13 protein-coding genes and 1 riboswitch are annotated in these 16,580 nt (G+C 71.8%); of the genes, 4 read left to right on the forward strand and 9 right to left on the reverse strand.

The genetic code is table 11. The features are described 5' to 3' along the window. Window positions 1-8 precede the first annotated feature (8 nt). Window positions 9-404, reverse strand: a complete 396-nt coding sequence (locus ACIGJO_RS11645) for an NUDIX domain-containing protein (RefSeq protein ID WP_399955724.1) — start codon at window positions 402-404, stop codon at window positions 9-11. Between ACIGJO_RS11645 and ACIGJO_RS11650 the strand changes: the two genes are divergently transcribed. Beyond that, the gene (locus ACIGJO_RS11650) at window positions 300-1,118 is read left to right on the forward strand and encodes a glycosyltransferase family 2 protein (protein ID WP_399955726.1); all 819 of its coding nucleotides are present in this window, start codon (window positions 300-302) and stop codon (window positions 1,116-1,118) included. The genes ACIGJO_RS11645 and ACIGJO_RS11650 overlap by 105 nt on opposite strands. Window positions 1,119-1,293: 175 nt before the next feature. Here ACIGJO_RS11650 and ACIGJO_RS11655 read toward each other — a convergent pair whose 3' ends face one another. The 4 genes from ACIGJO_RS11655 to ACIGJO_RS11670 all read right to left on the reverse strand — a co-directional run bounded on the left by ACIGJO_RS11655 (window position 1,294) and on the right by ACIGJO_RS11670 (window position 5,015). Continuing rightward, entirely contained in the window at window positions 1,294-1,884 is a 591-nt protein-coding gene (locus tag ACIGJO_RS11655; protein ID WP_399955596.1) for a hypothetical protein, read from the reverse strand. Continuing rightward, complete coding sequence (locus tag ACIGJO_RS11660; RefSeq protein WP_399955599.1) at window positions 1,881-2,408, reverse strand: NUDIX domain-containing protein; 528 nt, start codon at window positions 2,406-2,408, stop codon at window positions 1,881-1,883. The genes ACIGJO_RS11655 and ACIGJO_RS11660 overlap by 4 nt, the downstream gene beginning before the upstream one ends. Before the next feature lie 343 nt (window positions 2,409-2,751). Continuing rightward, window positions 2,752-3,105, reverse strand: a complete 354-nt coding sequence (locus ACIGJO_RS11665) for an ATP-binding protein (RefSeq protein ID WP_399955602.1) — start codon at window positions 3,103-3,105, stop codon at window positions 2,752-2,754. A 677-nt stretch (window positions 3,106-3,782) separates the two neighbouring features. Next, entirely contained in the window at window positions 3,783-5,015 is a 1,233-nt protein-coding gene (locus ACIGJO_RS11670; protein ID WP_399955605.1) for a helix-turn-helix domain-containing protein, read from the reverse strand. 439 nt (window positions 5,016-5,454) lie between these two features. Here ACIGJO_RS11670 and ACIGJO_RS11675 point away from each other — a divergent pair, with 439 nt between their 5' ends. Then, window positions 5,455-6,579, forward strand: a complete 1,125-nt coding sequence (locus ACIGJO_RS11675; RefSeq protein WP_399955609.1) for a hypothetical protein — start codon at window positions 5,455-5,457, stop codon at window positions 6,577-6,579. Between the two features lie 28 nt (window positions 6,580-6,607). Here ACIGJO_RS11675 and ACIGJO_RS11680 read toward each other — a convergent pair whose 3' ends face one another. Further along, entirely contained in the window at window positions 6,608-7,759 is a 1,152-nt protein-coding gene (locus tag ACIGJO_RS11680) for a cobalt-precorrin-5B (C(1))-methyltransferase (protein ID WP_399955612.1), read from the reverse strand. A gap of 17 nt (window positions 7,760-7,776) precedes the next feature. On the opposite strand from ACIGJO_RS11680, the gene ACIGJO_RS11685 reads away from it, so the two are divergent. Then, entirely contained in the window at window positions 7,777-8,541 is a 765-nt protein-coding gene (locus tag ACIGJO_RS11685) for a cobalt-precorrin-6A reductase (RefSeq protein WP_399955728.1), read from the forward strand. Window positions 8,542-8,573: 32 nt separating this feature from the next. Here the strand turns inward: ACIGJO_RS11685 and cobJ are convergent, their stop codons facing one another. The 3 genes from cobJ to cobG all read right to left on the reverse strand — a co-directional run bounded on the left by cobJ (window position 8,574) and on the right by cobG (window position 12,260). Next, window positions 8,574-10,076 carry a precorrin-3B C(17)-methyltransferase gene (cobJ, locus tag ACIGJO_RS11690; protein WP_399955730.1) on the reverse strand — a complete coding sequence of 501 codons (1,503 nt, stop codon included), beginning with the start codon at window positions 10,074-10,076 and terminating at the stop codon, window positions 8,574-8,576. Between the two features lie 146 nt (window positions 10,077-10,222). Beyond that, entirely contained in the window at window positions 10,223-10,849 is a 627-nt protein-coding gene (locus tag ACIGJO_RS11695) for a precorrin-8X methylmutase (protein WP_399955732.1), read from the reverse strand. Between the two features lie 112 nt (window positions 10,850-10,961). Next, entirely contained in the window at window positions 10,962-12,260 is a 1,299-nt protein-coding gene (gene cobG, locus ACIGJO_RS11700) for a precorrin-3B synthase (protein WP_399955615.1), read from the reverse strand. 406 nt (window positions 12,261-12,666) lie between these two features. Further along, a riboswitch (cobalamin riboswitch) is annotated at window positions 12,667-12,745 on the forward strand. 101 nt (window positions 12,746-12,846) lie between these two features. Between cobG and cobN the strand changes: the two genes are divergently transcribed. Then, window positions 12,847-16,452: a cobaltochelatase subunit CobN gene (cobN, locus tag ACIGJO_RS11705; RefSeq protein ID WP_399955618.1), complete on the forward strand. Its 3,606-nt coding sequence runs from the start codon at window positions 12,847-12,849 to the stop codon at window positions 16,450-16,452. Window positions 16,453-16,580 lie beyond the last annotated feature (128 nt).

The following is a 16,580-nucleotide window of genomic DNA, read 5'->3' on the forward strand; positions in this document are numbered from 1 at the left end:
ATCGGATGTCAGCGCAGGGCGTGGGCGACACGCTGCCGGAGGGTCAGGTCGCCGATGGTGTCGGGGTCGCGCCATGCGGCGCCGGTCACCTCTTCGGTCTGGAGCTGACCGATGTCGGCCGTGGTGCGGAAGAGGAAGCGGAAGTCGATGTGTTGGTGGTCGGGTTCCCCCTTGGCGTCGTTGGCGGGGATGGGGTGGACGTCGATGTGGACGGGCAGGTGACTCACTGTGGTGACGGCGTCGGCCGGAATCCCTGTCTCCTCGGTGAGCTCCCGCAGGGCCGCTTCCAGCAGCGTTTCGTGGCGGCCCTCTTGGAATCGGTAGAGAAGCAGGACGGGGGTCCCGTGCCCACGGTCGTGATCGGGCAGGGCGCTCCCCTGCCGCTGATGCCGGACTGGGTGGATGCGGTAGAGCTCGCGGAGAACCTGGGTATTCCTGGGGGCCGGAACGTGGGTGTGCAGCGGCTGCGGGACCGCGGCGACATCGATGTGGTGGTGGTTCTGGACGACGACGGTCTTCTGCCGCGTCAGGACACGATGCAACTGATCCGCGAAGCGTTCATCGCGTCGCCCCGGCTCGGTGTGGCCGGGTTCCGTATCGAGGACGAGGAAGGGCTGACGCAACGCCGCCACGTGCCCCGCCTGCGCGCTTCGGACCCCATGCGCTCGTCGAAGGTGACGACCTTCCTCGGTGGTGGCCACGCCATTCGCATGAGTGTGATCGCCGAGGTGGGCGACTTCCCCGCCCCGTTCTTCTACGCGCACGAGGAGACGGATTTCGCCTGGCGCGCGATGGACGCCGGGTGGGACATCGAGTACCGGGCCGACATGGTGCTCAGGCACCCCCGGACATCCCCAGCCCGGCACGCGGCCTACTACCGGAACGTGGCGCGCAACCGGGTATGGCTGGCCCGCCGCCACCTCCCGGCTCTCCTGGTCCCGCTCTACCTGGGGGTCTGGGCACTGCTCACCATGATGCGGCGTCCCCCGCTCTCCGGGCTTCGCGCATGGTGGAGCGGCTTCTTCGAAGGGGTACGGACACCGTGCCCGCCCCGGAAGCCGATGCGCTGGCGGACGGTCTGGCACATGACACGGCTGGGGCGCCCACCCCTCGTCTGACCAGGTGGACGCCCAGACCCCCGTCAGCTCAGCACCGCATGCAGCGCACGCACGACCCGCATGACGTCGTCGTTGGCCATCGCCGGGTAGCACGGCAACGACAGCTGCTGCCTTGCCACCCGGTTGGTGACGTCGAGAAGGGCTGTGACTCCCTCTGGTCAGCCGGGCGGTGTGGTCAGTTCGCGGGCACGGCTTCGGATGCCGCTTCGGCGACAGCGTGGGCGAAGGCGAGTGCCTGGTCCGGGGTGACCGAATCCAGTTCGATGAGTTCGTGGCCTCCGCAGCGCGGGCAGCGTCCGAAGTACGTGGCGTTGAGGAAGCCGCCGTCCGTCACCTCCCGGAGTCGCGAGATCAGACGCTCCGCCACCCGGTCCGGGTCCGCCGCCCGGTCCGGCTCATCGGCAGCGTCCGCCGGACTCGTACCTTCCGGGCGCAGGAGAGCTTCGAGGCGCTCGGCCGTGTCCAGTTCGATGTCGCCGAGGTGCACGCGACGCCGGACGACCATGGGCGGCTGCATCCTGAGCCCTGCTGCGGCCGCTGCCTGACGGACCGCTTGCGTCGCCTCGTACTCCCTGGTGAGGCCACTGCGGAGTTCACGGGTCAGCGCGGTCGCCGTGGTGGGAACGACGGAGCCCAGTTCCACCAGCCCACGTGCGTCGGGCCGAAGTCCGGGAAGCTTGATCCCGGCGGCGTTCAGCACCGATTCCAGCCCCATCATCACGCCCACCGGATCGACTTCGTCGGTGAGGGCTCCGGGAGAGCTCACGACGCCTCCCGTGACATGGTCAGAGCGGCCCGACCGCTGTGCAGGGTCACGGTCGTGTTGTCCCGCCAGGCACTCCAGAGGCCGAGAAAGCGCCGAAGCTGATATGGCCGCATGGTGCTCCGCACGGTCTCGGGCGTCTGCCACAAGTAACCGGAAAGCTCGGCCTCCTCAGCGACTGCCGCCGTCGGGAGCACGATGTCGGAGTTCGCGGGGATGTCCGCGCAGAGGTAGACGAAGTTCTGTCCCATGGCCGCCGGCACGTCGGCGTTGTGCGGTACCCAGTCCGTTCCCAGCAGGCGGAGCGGCGCGGGGGCGACACCGGTCTCCCGCTGTACGTGTGTGACCATGGCCGCCAGGTTCGACTGGTGCTCTCCGGCAGTACCGCCCGGAAGCTGGTGGAAGCCTTTCCTGGCACCGTAGTTCGCGCAGACGGTCAAGACCTCTCCGCGCTCGTTGGGGATCCAGGCCAGCCCGCCGATGCGACATGCGGGCGGTGTGATCACGCTGATGGGATGCGGCCTCATAAGGCTCCGTTCGCGTTTCGAGTTTCGAGTGGTGACGTCCGTGTACGGCTGTTCCGGCGTGGACAGCAACGGAACGGGACAAGCCCGGAGTTCAAGGGACGGGCTCGGGTTCCAGGAAGTCGAGGAGCGCCAGCACGGCCAGTGCTGTACGGCGGAGGCGGGCCCGTGATGTCGAGGGGCGCCGAGCGGAGCCGCGTACACGAGGCTGCGGGCCATGGCTAGAGTGTCGGTGGCTCCCTGGGGCGGTGAGGCCGCCGTGAGCCACGGCGGCGACAAGGCTGAGCGGGACCGAAGGCCAGCTGCCCAGCCACGGCATCGCCGCGCAGGACAGACGGAGCCAGCATCAACGGGCACCCACAGCGGCGATTCTCACCGTGCACCAGGTGACGGCCCCGTCGCTGCTCATGCCCCAGGCATCAGCGAGACGGTCAACGAGAATCAGGCCGCGGCCGCTCTCCTGGTCATCCCCGGGCAGGCAGGGATCAGCACGCGGGCCGGGCGTGTGGTCATTGACCTCGACGAGCACCGTACCGAGCGCGCTGTCGATGGCCAGGTGCAGGCCGACAGCATCATTCGCCCCGTACAGCACCGCGTTCGACAGCAACTCGCTGACGACCAGAACGACGTTGTCCACCGCTTGAGGAGCGACCGCCCGATGTGTGAGGAAAGCAGTCACCGTGCGCCTCTGCTCACGCACGTGCCGAGGGTCCCTCACCACGTCGGCCACGTACCGATGGGGCTGCGCAGCAGGGTCCGAGTCCTCCTGCGTCATGCGCGGGGCATTTTCGTCAGGGCGGGGCCGGGCCAGGGGAGGCCGGAGCATGGGCAGGATCACTACTCCTCACCCTCGATCGCTGCCGGGTGCTCCGCACACTGAACGAAAAGGTCAGGACGTCTCAGGGCTGCCACAGCGGCCGCCCACTGCATGCCAGTCAGTGCGACCTCGGCAGTGCTGCTCACAATCAGCCCTTGGGCGGCACTCCCGGCGATGTGCGCGCGTGCGTCCGCCCACGCCGGCCGAGCCGCGAATTCCTGCTCGCGCCCGCCCGTGTCCACGCACTCTGCGACGATCCTGAAGTCTCGGGCAAAGGCGTACGTCCGGACAGCATTGAGAGGCTGGGTCGGGTCCACGCTTTCGGGGACACATACGTACAGGATGACCCCCACTCGGGTGAGGGAGCCACGGGCCGCGTCCAAAGCGCCCCGCCGTGCAATCGCATCTGCGGATTTCTGGGCCATGACCACACTGTGGCCTCACCGGCGTATCCACTGAAGACACGAGATGGGCGACTTGCGAAATCCGTCGGACCCCGACTCGCCCGTAACGGGCTGCCTTTGGCTTCCGCGATGTACGTAGTCGCCCGTCGTGGGCGACTACAGAGCGGTGCGCCGCGTGGCGGTACTAAAACCGCCGGATGAGGATGACGTGCCGATGAGCTTCGAGATCCGCCGCAGACGGGCTGTGGAGGCACGCCCGACCTTTTCCACGATGACTCCAGGCAATGCCTGGTGCCGAGCCCACTCCGGCGCACCCACCAGCGCCCGTTCAAGGGTGTCCAGGGACGCGTCCCACATCTTCGCGTCAGCCTGTGCCAGCGCCTTGTCCATGGCGTACCGGTTGCGGGCCGCGTGCTGAAGCGGCGAAGTGTCCTTGATCGACTCCGCGAGCTTCAGGGCTTTCCCGGTCTCCCCCAGGGCCACATTGATCCCCACGGCTTGAGTGGTGGCAGTCACGGGACCGAACAGCGTCCCGTAGCAACCGTGTTCACCGCCCATACGAGCCCCGGTGGCATGCGACTGAGACAGAAAGTCTTCAGCACGCACCTGGTTCCCCGCCCGGGACGCGACGACGGCGGCGAAGTTGATGTGCGATCCGTAGACGGTCAGCTCGTCCGGGGTGGCCCGCGAGAACCGGGGCTCGATGTCGAGCGCCGCCTTCTCTGCCAGGGCCAAGGCATCATCCAGGCGTGCGTCACGTAGATAGATCCAGGACCGCCCGGAGTCGACCAGCGCCAGCCGCATGGGGCTCGCTGCCCGTTCGGCGGCGCTTCGCGCGTGACCGATCGCCGAGTAGGCAAGGTCACGAGCACCCATCAGGTTCGCGCAGTACGCGCCGATGCGGTACGCATCCGAAAGCACCTCCCACGCTTCCGCCTGCTCACCATCGGGCTGCTCACGCAGCCGCGCGGCGGCCTCGGCCAGAAATGGGGCGGCAATGCCTGCGGCTTCGCTGTAGTGGCCTTTCCAGTACAGCCTCCACACCCGGCGGGTGAAGTCGCCGAGTTCCGCGAGCGTCGGAGGCTCGATGTCATTCGGAAGAAAGCCTGCGGACGTGTCGTGAACTGCGCGGGACAGGCTCTGCAACGCGGTGCGGTCGTCCCGGCTCTGCGTCCGGTGAGGAGCTTGCTGACCATGGATCACTGAGATGTCGGTGCCGAGCGCATCCGCGATCTTCAGTAACGTCCGCAGGGACATGCGCTGATCCTGCTCCGCTTTCTGGATCACCCCGATCGACAACCCAGTGAGATCGGCGAGGTTCTGCTGCGTAACCTTGCCGCGCAGCAGCTTGATACGGGTACCTGTGCTGTAGTCGTCCCACTGCGCCATGCTCGACTCAACTCCCGTTCGTCAACGCATCCGTTCATTTACGGTACCCGCGTCGGCAGTAATAGGACCCCGCGACCGAAGGCTCGCGCCCTTCCGAGGGAACGCAAAGGGAACGCGAAGAGGACAACCGGCCTGATGGCGCCTCACGGTAAGCGCAGTAGGCGCGATGTCCATCCAAGGCTCACGCTATGGACGGGCTGACCCAAGTCCCGCGTGCTCAACAGCTCTGGGTGTCCGCTGCCGCAGGGCAGGTGGATATTTCCTGTGACAGGCGCGCAGCCGTGGGGTGTTGAGCGGATTGTCCGCAACGTGCCCCCGGCTGCGGTACCGTGATCGCATCATCACCCTCTGTGCGTACGCGCACATGGGCGGCCCCCGGTGGTGTTAGCAGCACCGGTCCGGAGGCCTTCACCCACGAGTGGAAATCGAGTCCACCAGGATGCTTTGGCATGCTACCGCGCCGGTTCGGCGCTATACGAAGGCTTCGCACGACATCGTGCGTCATCCGGGTCTTTGCAGCGACGCGAAGATCCTTCTCCTGTACATCCAGGGGCTCCCCGACGACCGGACGCATCTGCCGCTCAGCGAGCACGCGCGGAAGATGGGTCTCAAGGGGCGCGCGTTCCAGAGGGCCAAGGAACAGCTCGTCGGCCTCGGGTTCGTTCATGAGCGGCGGGTCACCGGAGAGCGGGGGCTGTGGATCACTCATCAGCTCTTCTCCAACGTGCCGTTGACCGACGCGGATGCCCTCGCCGTGTGGTGGGAGGCGGGTGTCGACGTCGGGATGCCTCCGAGTACGCAGTTTCCGACCGTCGGCCAACCGACCCCTCGGACAACCGGCCATCAACTACCGGTAGACGAAGAACGGGAGAAGAACACATCCCACCCACCCACCGAAGCGGCCGACGCGGAAAGCGGTGCTCACAGCCCGCTGCCCGAAGAAGCGGAGGCGGAGGGGGTGTTGTTGTCGTTGCGGCATTCCCATCGCGATCTGCACCTCGGTGTCGCCGAGGCCCGTGCTCTCGTCGGGCAGGCCGTCGAGTGGCTGCGGCGCGGGATCTCCGGCGGTGAGCTCAGGCGCGTACTGACCAGTGATCTGCCACCCGGCGGGGTCCGGTCCGCCGTGGGGTTCCTCCGGCACCGGCTGGTGCAGAAGCTGCCCGAGGGGGAGCGCCACGCTCCTGCCGTCCCTGCCGTCCCTGCCGTCCCTGCCGTCCCAGCGGGAGCCGCAGGTGCCGCAGGTGCCGCAGGTGCCGCTGGGGCTACGGGTGCCGCGTGTCCCGAGGCCTCGCTCCCTCGGCCCGCCGCTCCCCGGTACGTTCCCCCGTTGATCACCTGCCGGGGACCCGGGCCCGAGCACGTCTTCCGGTCCATGGCGGGCGAGACCGAGTGCCCGGAGTGCCAACAGGCCGCCGCCTGGGCGCACTGGGCCGCCAGAAGGGCCGCCGACCTCGGCGTCGACCTCGCGGGGGACGCGGCGGCGGCCGTGGACGCCGGGCAGGACCAGGGCGGGTGGCGGGCGCGGCTCGCCGCTGCCGCCTCCGGGGCCACCTTCAGCACGTGACCGGGGCCACCTTCAGCACGTGAGGGGCCTACGCCCGCCCCACCACCGTTCCCGCCCGGTCGATGCAGATCACGTCGACCGCGACCGGCGCGCCCCGCAGCACCGCGAGGGCCTCGTCGCGGGCGCGGGCTGCCACCAGGTCGCCGAGCGGGACGCCCGCCGCCTCGCACAGGCGGAGTGCCGCCAGTCCCGTGTTGGCGACGGCGACCTCCGCCGCCAGGGACTCGTCCGCGCCGCCGTGGCGGGCCAGTTCGGCGAGGAACCCCTTGTCGACCTGGGAGCGGGCGGAGTGCAGGTCCAGATGTCCGGCCGCGAGCTTCGACAGCTTGGCGAACCCGCCGCAGATCGTGAGCCGTGCGACCGGATGCCTGCGCACGTACTTCAGCACGGCGCCCGCGAAGTCCCCCATGTCCAGCAGGGCGATCTCCGGCAGCCCGTACTCGGCCACCACGGTCTTCTCCGAGGTGGAACCGGTGCAGCCCGCCACATGCGTGAGCCCGGCGGCGAGCGCCACGTCGACCCCGCGCCGGATCGAGTCGATCCAGGCCGAGCAGGAGTACGGCACCACGACGCCGGTTGTGCCGAGGATCGAGAGGCCTCCCAGGATGCCGAGCCGCCCGTTCCACGTGGAACGGGCGATCTCCTCGCCGTGGTCCACGGAGACGGTGATCTCCACATCCCCCGTGCCGCCGTGCTCCGCCGCCACCCGGGCGACGTGTTCGCGCATCAGCTGCCGGGGTACGGGATTCACCGCGGGCTCCCCGACCGCGAGCGGCAGTCCGGGCAGCGTGACCGTGCCCACGCCGGGCCCCGCCCGGAACACCACCCCGGACCCGGGCGGCAGCTTCCGTACCGTGGCCCGTACCAGCGCCCCGTGCGTCACGTCCGGGTCGTCGCCCGCGTCCTTCACCACCCCCGCCATGGCGGCCTGCTCCGGCCCGTCCGACAGCTCCTCCACCGCCAGCGCGAACGCGGGCGTCTGCCCCCTGGGCAGGGTGATGGTCACCGGGTCGGGAAAGGTGCCGGTCAGCAGTGCCGTGTACGCGGCCGTCGTCGCCGCCGTCGCACAGGCCCCGGTGGTCCATCCCGGCCGCAGACCGGTGTGCTTGAGTTGGGCGCTGCGCCCGCCCTGCGGCTCGCTGCTCCGCGGCTCACCGCTCATGGGGGCCTCGCTGCTCATGGAGAGGGACCGTGGTGATGCATGTACTCGTCCTCGGCGGGACGACGGAGGCCCGTCGCCTCGCCGAGTCCCTGGCGGAGCACAAGGACGCGGGCGGGGACATCCGGGTGACCAGTTCGCTCGCCGGGCGGGTGGCCGGGCCGAGGCTGCCGCCGGGCGAGGTCCGCGTCGGCGGCTTCGGCGGCACGGACGGGCTCGCCGCATGGCTGCGGGAGCACGAGGTGGATGCGCTCATCGACGCCACCCATCCTTTCGCCGGGACGATCAGTTTCCACGCGGCCGCGGCGGCCGCCATGGCCCATGTTCCCCTGCTGGCGCTGCGCCGGCCGGGCTGGGTGCCCGGTGACGGCGACCGGTGGCACCCGGCCGGGTCGCTGGAGGAGGCGGCGGAGCTGCTGCCCGCGCTGGGGGAGCGGGTGTTCCTCACGACCGGCCGGATGGGGCTCGCGGCGTTCGCCGGGCTGGACGCGCTGTGGTTCCTCATGCGCTCGGTGGACGCCCCGGAAGGGCCCTGCCCGCCCCGGATGGAGGTGCTGCTCGACCGGGGGCCGTTCACCCTGGACGGGGAACGGGAGCTGATCCGCCGCCACCGCCTCGACGTCCTCGTCACCAAGGACAGCGGCGGCGACGCGACCGCCCCGAAGCTGACCGCCGCCCGCGAGGCCGGTATCCCGGTGATCGTGGTCCGGCGGCCACCCGTCCCCGAGGGGGTCCCGGTGGCCGCCACTCCGGAGGAGGCCGAGGCATGGCTGCGCGGTGTGGGCAGACCCGGGACCTCCTAGGCCTCCTGGGCCTCCTGGGCCTCCGGGACCTCCTAGGCCTCCGGGACCTCCGGGGCTTCCTGGGCCTCCGGGTACCGCCTCGGCGTCCACACGATCTGCTGCCCGTCGCCGCCCCGCCGCACCCACCGCGTCTGCGACGAGCCCACGATCAGGATGGTCCGCATGTCGACCTCCGCCGGGTCGAGATCGGCGAGCCGCACCGTACGCACGCTCTCGGCCGGCCCGCCGACGTCCCGGCCGAGCACCACGGGCGTGTCCGGCGAGCGGTGTTCGAGCAGCAGGTCGCGCGCCTTGCCGACCTGCCAGGTCCGGCTCTTCGAACCGGGGTTGTACAGGGCCATCACCAGGTCCGCCGTCGCCGCCGCGCGCAGCCGCTCCGCGATGACCTCCCACGGCTTGAGCCGGTCGGACAGCGAGATCGTGGCGTAGTCGTGGCCGAGCGGGGCGCCCGCGCGGGCGGCGGCCGCGTTGGCCGCGGTCACCCCCGGCAGGACCCGTACCGCGATGTCCGCGTAGGCGTCCTGCGAGGCCACCTCCAGTACGGCCGTCGCCATGGCGAAGACCCCGGGGTCGCCGCCCGACACCACGGCCACCCGCCGCCCGCGCCGGGCCAGGTCGAGGGCGAACTCGGCGCGCTCGGACTCGACCTTGTTGTCGGAGCCGTGGCGTGCCTGGCCCGGCCGTACCGGCACCCGGTCCAGATACGTCGTGTACCCGACCACGTCGTCGGCGGCGGCCAGCGCCCCGCGAGTCTCGGGCGTCAGCCACAGCGGCCCGGCGGGTCCGGTGCCGACCACGACCACCTCGCCCGCGCCCGGCGCCCGCTCGGGGCGGGGCGCGTCGATCCGGCTCGGCAGCACGGCGACCGCGAAGTACGGGACGGAACCGGCCTCCACGTCCGCCAGGTCGCCGGTGCGCTCCCCGGCCATCGTGGCGCGCTCCACGTACCGGGCCTCGGGCAGCCGCCCCGACCCCTCGAACGCACGGCGCACCGCCGGGAACGTACGGCCCAGCTTCATCACCACCGCGGAGTCCGTGGCCGCCAGGCGGGCCGTCAGCTCCTCCTCGGGCAGCGTGCCGGGCAGGATCGTCAGGATCTCCTCGCCCTCGACGAGCGGGGTGCCGAGCCGGGCCGCCGCGGCGCTGACCGAGGTGACGCCGGGGATGACCTCGGTGTCGTACCGGTCCGCGAGCCGCTTGTGCATGTGCATGTACGAGCCGTAGAAGAGCGGGTCGCCCTCGGCGAGCACGGCGACGGTGCGCCCGGCGTCCAGGTGCACCGCGAGCCGGGCCGCGGCCTCGGCGTAGAACTCCTCCAGGGCGCCCCGGTAGCCGCCCGGGTGGTCCGTGGTCTCCGTCGTGACGGGGTAGACCAGCGCCTCCTCGATGTGGTCGGCGCGCAGGTGCCCGGCCGCGATGGAACGGGCGATGGAACGGCCGTGCCGGGCGCTGTGGTACGCCACGACATCGGCCTCGCCGATGACCTGGACGGCCCGTACGGTCATCAGGGACGGGTCGCCGGGACCGAGCCCCACGCCGTAGAGCTTGCCCGCCCCGCCTGCTGCGGGCTCGCTCGCGCTGCTCGCCCCGGTCCTGCTCGCCCCGGTCCTGCTCGCCCCGGTCCTGCTCGCCCCGGTCCTGCTCGCGCTGTCCGCCCCGGCCTTGCTCACGCTCTCGCTCACTACTCTTCCTCGCTGGCGATCGCGTTGATCGCTGCCGCCGCTATCGCGCTGCCGCCGCGGCGGCCGCGCACGATCAGGTGCTCCAGGCCGGACGGGTGGGCGGCCAGGGCCTCCTTCGACTCGGCGGCACCGATGAAGCCGACCGGGACCCCGATGACGGCGGCGGGGCGCGGGGCGCCCTCCTCGATCATCTCCAGCAGCCGGAAGAGGGCGGTGGGCGCGTTGCCCACGGCCACGACGGCACCCTCCATCCGGTCGCGCCACAGCTCCAGGGCCGCCGCGCTGCGCGTGGTGCCCATCTTCGCCGCGAGCTCCGGCACCGCCGGGTCGGACAGGGTGCACACCACGTCGTTGTCCGCCGGGAGCCGCTTGCGGGTGACCCCACTGGCGACCATGGCCACGTCGCACAGGATGGGCGCGCCGGCGCGCAGCGCCGTACGGGCGTGGGCCACGGCGTCCGGGGAGAAAGCGAGATCGCGTACGAGGTCGACCATGCCGCAGGCGTGGATCATCCGGACGGCTACCTGGCTCACATCGGCGGGCAGACCGGCCAGATCCGCCTCCGCGCGGATGGTGGCGAAGGACTGGCGGTAGATCGCCGGTCCGTCCTTCTCGTACTGATGCACAGTGCTGTCGCTTTCTTCTTCATCCACGGGACGGATAACGGGAACGGATAACGGGAACGGCTAACGGAAACGTCTGTATGCGCACAGGTACGTGTACCTGTGCCGGTACCGGTCAGGCACGGGCTTCGGCGACCGCGGCGGCGAGCGCGGCCGGATCGTCCCGGACCGTCACCGGAGCCCCGCGTCGGTCCCCCCGTACGTGCGAGATCCGGTGCCCGTCCGCGGTGGCCACCACGTCGATCCACTCCCCGTGCGGATGGCCGCACCGGCGTTCGCACCCGGACCAGTACACAGGCAGCCGCCCGAGCGGTCCGAGGGCGGCCCCCGCCTCGGCCCGCACATCGGCCAGCGACTTCGCGCAGCCCGGGTGCCCGATGCAGGCCCCCACGCCGGTCCAGGGGGAGTCGGGCCCGGTGATCAGCCCGGCGCCGGCGAGGGTACGGAGCGCCTGCGGGGCATCCCGCGAGGGGAGCCCGGGGACGACCACTCCGCGCCACGGGGTGAGCCGCAGTTCGCCGGAGCCCCGGTCCCGGGAGATCCCGGTGAGGAGCCGCCACTGCGCCGGGCCGAGCCGCCCGAGCGGTACGCCGGTACTGAGCGCGGCGCGGCCGTGCGGCCCGGCCACCGCACCCGGGGCCGGGGGACGAGCGGCGCGCGGGCGTTCGCGGTGGACGGCCGGGCCCTGCGGGCGGACCCGTCGCGCGACCTCGTCCGGCAGCGCGGCGCGGGCACCGTCGGGCAGGTCCTTCACCCGCCAGGCACCGGTCTCCCGGGCCAGGCCGAGGAACACCTCGGCGGCGAGGAGCGCGGCGCGGGGACCGTCGGAGGCGGGCAGCCGGAACACCGCGTCGTCGCCCCCGACCCGCAGCAGCGCGCCCGCACCGTCCGCGATCAGGGTCACATCGGCGCCGAGGGCGTCCACATCGCCGCGGCCGTCGTCGAGGGCGAACAGGAAACGGCCCGAGAGCCCCGTCGCCCGCTCGCTCCCGCAGAGCAGCGCGTCCAGCCCGGTCAGCCAGGAACGGATGTCCGGGAGCCCGCTGTCGTCGATCCCCGAGAGCGGCGAGGCGACGATGTTGCGCACCCGCTCGTGCGCTTCGGAGGGCAGCAGCCCGGCGTCGCCCAGCGACCGGGCCAGCTCCGCCCCGCAGCCGGGAGCCAGCCCACGCAGCTGGACGTTGCCCCGTGAGGTGAGATGGAGGTCACCGTCGCCGAGCCGCCCGGCCACCGTCAGCAGGGCCTCGGCCCGGTCGGCGGTCAGCACTCCACCGGGCACCCGGACCCGCGCCAGCGCACCGTCGTCCGCCCGGTGGAGCCTCAGCGTTCCCGGGCAGGCATCGCCACCGCTCGGGACGGCGGAGGCACCCGTGGACCGGGGCGAGAGGGCGGAATCGGACATGGCGGCGAGCATACCGACCGCCCAACCCCCGCTCCCTGTGACCTACAACTCCGGCCGACTCCAGGCGCGGTGCGACCGACAGTTCCGGCCGACTCCATGCGCGGTGTGACCGACAGTTCCGGCCGACTCCATGCGCGGTGTGACCGACAGTTCCGGCCCACCCAGGCCTCCCCGTGACCGGCAACTCCGGCCCCCGCGCGGGCAGGGCGGGCAGCGCGGGCCAGCCGCAGGCCCGGGGCTCCGACCCCTGCCGTCCCTCAACTCCGGCCACCCACCCGAGCCCGCCGGCTTCCCGCACCGGCCCTCCACCACGGGCAGCGCCAACCTTCCGCACCCGCGCCCACCCACTGCGGCACCCCACCCGCTTAGGATGCAGGCGGCGGGCCATACGGTCCGTCATCGCCAGACGGCGACAGGGGAGGAAGCCCGGTGAGATTCCGGCGCGGTCCCGCCACTGTGAGCCCGGCCGACACACCGGCCGGGCGAGTCAGGAACTCCCTTCCCCACGCTCTCGGACCGATCCGGTCCGCCTGAGCACAGGGGAACCCCCTTCGACACCGCCCGGGGCGTGGACACCCCGAGGAAGGCCTGACGCAGCATGATCCTGCTCCTGTCGACGTCCGACACCGACCTGCTGAGCGCCCGCGCCTCCGACGGCCCGGTCAGCTACCGCTACGCCAACCCCTCCCGGCTCCCGCTGGACGGCCTTCCGCAGCTCCTGGACGGCGTGGACCTCGTCGTCGTACGTCTCCTCGGCGGCGTACGCGCCTGGCAGGAAGGCCTGGACCAGCTGCTGGCCGCGGGCCTCCCGGTCGTGGTGCTGACCGGCGAGCAGGCCCCGGACGCCCAGCTGATGGCCGCGTCCACCGTTCCCATCGGCATCGCCGCCGAGGCACACGCGTACCTGGCGCACGGCGGCCCCGCCAACCTCGGCCAGCTGGCCCGCTTCCTGTCCGACACCGTGCTGCTCACCGGCCACGGCTTCGAGCCGCCCGCCCCGGCCCCCGCGTGGGGCCCGCTGGAGCGGACGGCCCGGGAGACCGACGCGTCGGCGCCCACCGTCGCCGTGCTGTACTACCGCGCCCACCACATGAGCGGGAACACCGCGTTCGTCGACGCGCTGTGCACGGCCGTGGAGGACGCGGGGGCTCGCCCCCTCCCGCTGTACGTGGCCTCGCTGCGTACCCCGGAGTCCGAGCTGATCGACGAACTCCGCGCCGCCGACGCCATCGTGACCACCGTCCTCGCGGCGGGTGGCACCCGTCCCGCCGAGGCGTCGGCGGGCGGCGACGACGAGTCCTGGGACGCGGGCGCGCTGACCGGTCTCGATGTGCCGGTTCTCCAGGCGCTCTGCCTCACCAGCCCCCGGGCCGCCTGGGAGGAGAACGACGAGGGCGTCTCCCCGCTGGACGCCGCCACCCAGATCGCGGTGCCGGAGTTCGACGGCCGCCTGATCACCGTGCCGTTCTCCTTCAAGGAGATCGACGAGGACGGTCTGCCCGCGTACGTCGCCGACCCCGAGCGCGCCGCCCGGGTCGCCGGGATCGCCGTACGGCACGCCAGGCTCCGCCACATCCCGAACGCGGAGAAGCGGATCGCGCTCGTGCTGTCCGCGTACCCCACCAAGCACTCCCGCATCGGCAACGCCGTCGGTCTCGACACCCCGGCCAGCGCCGTCGCGCTGCTGCGCCGGCTCCGTGCCGAGGGGTACGACTTCGGTGCCGAGGACGCGATCCCCGGCCTCGTCTCCGGCGACGGTGACGAGCTGATCTACGCCCTGATCGAGGCGGGCGGCCACGACCAGGAGTGGCTGACCGAGGACCAGCTGGCACGCAACCCCGTGCGTATCCCGGCGGCCGACTACCGCCGCTGGTTCGCCACGCTCCCCGCCGATCTGCGCGAGGCCGTCGAGCGGCACTGGGGCCCGGCGCCCGGCGAGATGTTCGTGGACCGGTCCGTGAACCCCGAGGGCGACATCGTGCTCGCGGCCCTGCGGCGCGGCAATCTGCTCATCCTCATCCAGCCGCCGCGCGGCTTCGGCGAGAACCCGATCGCGATCTACCACGACCCCGATCTGCCGCCCTCGCACCACTACTTGGCCGCGTACCGATGGATCGCCGCGTCCGCCGACGACAACGGGTTCGGTGCCGACGCGATGATCCACCTCGGCAAGCACGGCAACCTGGAGTGGCTGCCCGGCAAGAACGCGGGCCTGTCCGCGTCCTGCGGCCCGGACGCGGCCTTGGGTGACGTCCCGCTCGTCTACCCGTTCCTGGTCAACGACCCGGGCGAGGGTACGCAGGCCAAGCGCCGCGTCCACGCCACCCTGGTCGACCACCTCGTACCGCCGATGGCCCGCGCGGACAGCTACGGCGACATCGCCCGGCTGGAACAGCTCCTCGACGAGCACGCCCAGATCGCCGCGATGGACCCGGCGAAGCTCCCGGCGATCCGCGCCCAGATCTGGACCCTGATCCAGGCGGCGAAGCTCGACCACGACCTGGGGCTGGAGGACCGCCCCGAGGACGAGGGCTTCGACGACTTCATCATGCATCTCGACGGCTGGCTCTGTGAGATCAAGGACGTCCAGATCCGCGACGGTCTGCACGTCCTGGGCACCGCCCCGGCCGGTCCGGACCGCGTCAACCTGGTCCTGGCGATCCTGCGCGCCCGTCAGATCTGGGGCGGAACGGCGTCCCTGCCCGGTCTGCGCGAGGCCCTCGGTCTGGACGAGTCCGCCGCCACCCGCACCGCCGCCGACGACATCGAGGAGCAGGCCCGCGCCCTGGTCCAGGCGATGGAGGACGCGGACTGGGACCCGTCCGCCGTCGAGGCGGTGGCCGCCGGACACCCCGCCGCCGTCGCCGACATCCTCGGCTTCGCCGCGCACGAGGTCGTGCCGCGCCTCGCCGCGACGACCGACGAACTCGCCCACGCCGTCCACGCGCTGAACGGCGGCTTCGTCCCGGCGGGCCCGTCCGGTTCCCCGCTGCGCGGTCTGGTCAACGTGCTGCCGACCGGCCGCAACTTCTACTCGGTCGACCCGAAGGCCGTCCCCTCCAAGCTCGCCTGGGAGACCGGACAGGCCCTCGCCGACTCGCTCCTGGAGCGCTACCGCACCGACAACGGGGACTGGCCCACCTCGGTCGGCCTGTCCCTGTGGGGCACCAGCGCGATGCGCACGGCGGGCGACGACATCGCCGAGGCGTTCGCGCTGCTCGGCGTCCGCCCCGTCTGGGACGACGCCTCGCGCCGTGTGACGGGCCTGGAGGCGATCCCGTACGAGGAACTGGGCCGCCCCCGCATCGATGTCACGCTCCGCATCTCCGGCTTCTTCCGCGACGCGTTCCCGCACACCATCGGTCTGCTGGACGACGCCGTACGGCTCGCCGCCTCGCTCGACGAGCCGGCCGAGCACAACCACGTACGTGCCCACACCCAGGCGGACCTGGCCGAGCACGGCGACGAACGCCGCGCTACCACCCGTATCTTCGGCTCCCGCCCCGGTACGTACGGCGCGGGCCTGCTCCAGCTCATCGACTCCCGGGACTGGCGCACCGACGCCGACCTCGCGGAGGTCTACACGGTGTGGGGCGGCTACGCCTACGGCCGCGAGCTCGACGGCCGGCCGGCCCGCGAGGAGATGGAGACCGCGTACAAGCGGATCGAGGTCGCGGCGAAGAACACCGACACCCGCGAGCACGACATCGCGGACTCCGACGACTACTTCCAGTACCACGGCGGCATGGTCGCCACCGTGCGCGCGCTGAAGGGCACCGCCCCGGCCGCGTACATCGGGGACTCCACCCGCCCCGAGACCGTCCGCACCCGCACCCTGGTCGAGGAGACGTCCCGCGTCTTCCGCGCCCGGGTCGTGAACCCCAAGTGGATCGAGGCGATGCGCCGCCACGGTTACAAGGGTGCCTTCGAGCTGGCCGCGACCGTCGACTACCTCTTCGGGTACGACGCGACGACGGGCGTGGTCGCCGACTGGATGTACGACAAGCTCACCGAGACGTACGTCCTGGACCCGACGAACCGCGAGTTCCTCCAGCAGGCCAACCCGTGGGCCCTGCACGGCATCGCGGAACGGCTCCTGGAGGCCGAGTCGCGCGGGATGTGGGCCAAGCCCGACCCGGCGGTGCTCGAAGCGCTGCGCCAGGTCTTCCTGGAGACGGAAGGCAACCTGGAGGGCGAGGACTGACCGGGGGCGAGGGGGCGAGGGGGCTGCCGGGACTGGTCGGGGGTTGAGCGAGGGCGGAACCGAGGGCGGAACCGAGGGCTGGACCGAGGGATGGACCCAGGGCTGAACCGAGGACTGACCGAGGGCTG

The organism is Streptomyces sp. NPDC079020 (assembly GCF_044542225.1).
Taxonomy (GTDB): Bacteria; Actinomycetota; Actinomycetes; order Streptomycetales; family Streptomycetaceae; genus Streptomyces.

Coding starts and splice junctions, on each gene's coding strand:
- cobN (WP_399955618.1), top strand. CDS start 12,847: ATGATCCTGCTCCTGTCGACGTCCGACACCGACCTGCTGAGCGCCCGC.
- cobG (WP_399955615.1), bottom strand. CDS start 12,260: ATGCTCGCCGCCATGTCCGATTCCGCCCTCTCGCCCCGGTCCACGGGT.
- ACIGJO_RS11660 (WP_399955599.1), bottom strand. CDS start 2,408: ATGAGGCCGCATCCCATCAGCGTGATCACACCGCCCGCATGTCGCATC.
- ACIGJO_RS11680 (WP_399955612.1), bottom strand. CDS start 7,759: ATGAGCAGCGAGGCCCCCATGAGCGGTGAGCCGCGGAGCAGCGAGCCG.
- ACIGJO_RS11685 (WP_399955728.1), top strand. CDS start 7,777: ATGCATGTACTCGTCCTCGGCGGGACGACGGAGGCCCGTCGCCTCGCC.
- ACIGJO_RS11670 (WP_399955605.1), bottom strand. CDS start 5,015: ATGGCGCAGTGGGACGACTACAGCACAGGTACCCGTATCAAGCTGCTG.
- ACIGJO_RS11675 (WP_399955609.1), top strand. CDS start 5,455: ATGCTTTGGCATGCTACCGCGCCGGTTCGGCGCTATACGAAGGCTTCG.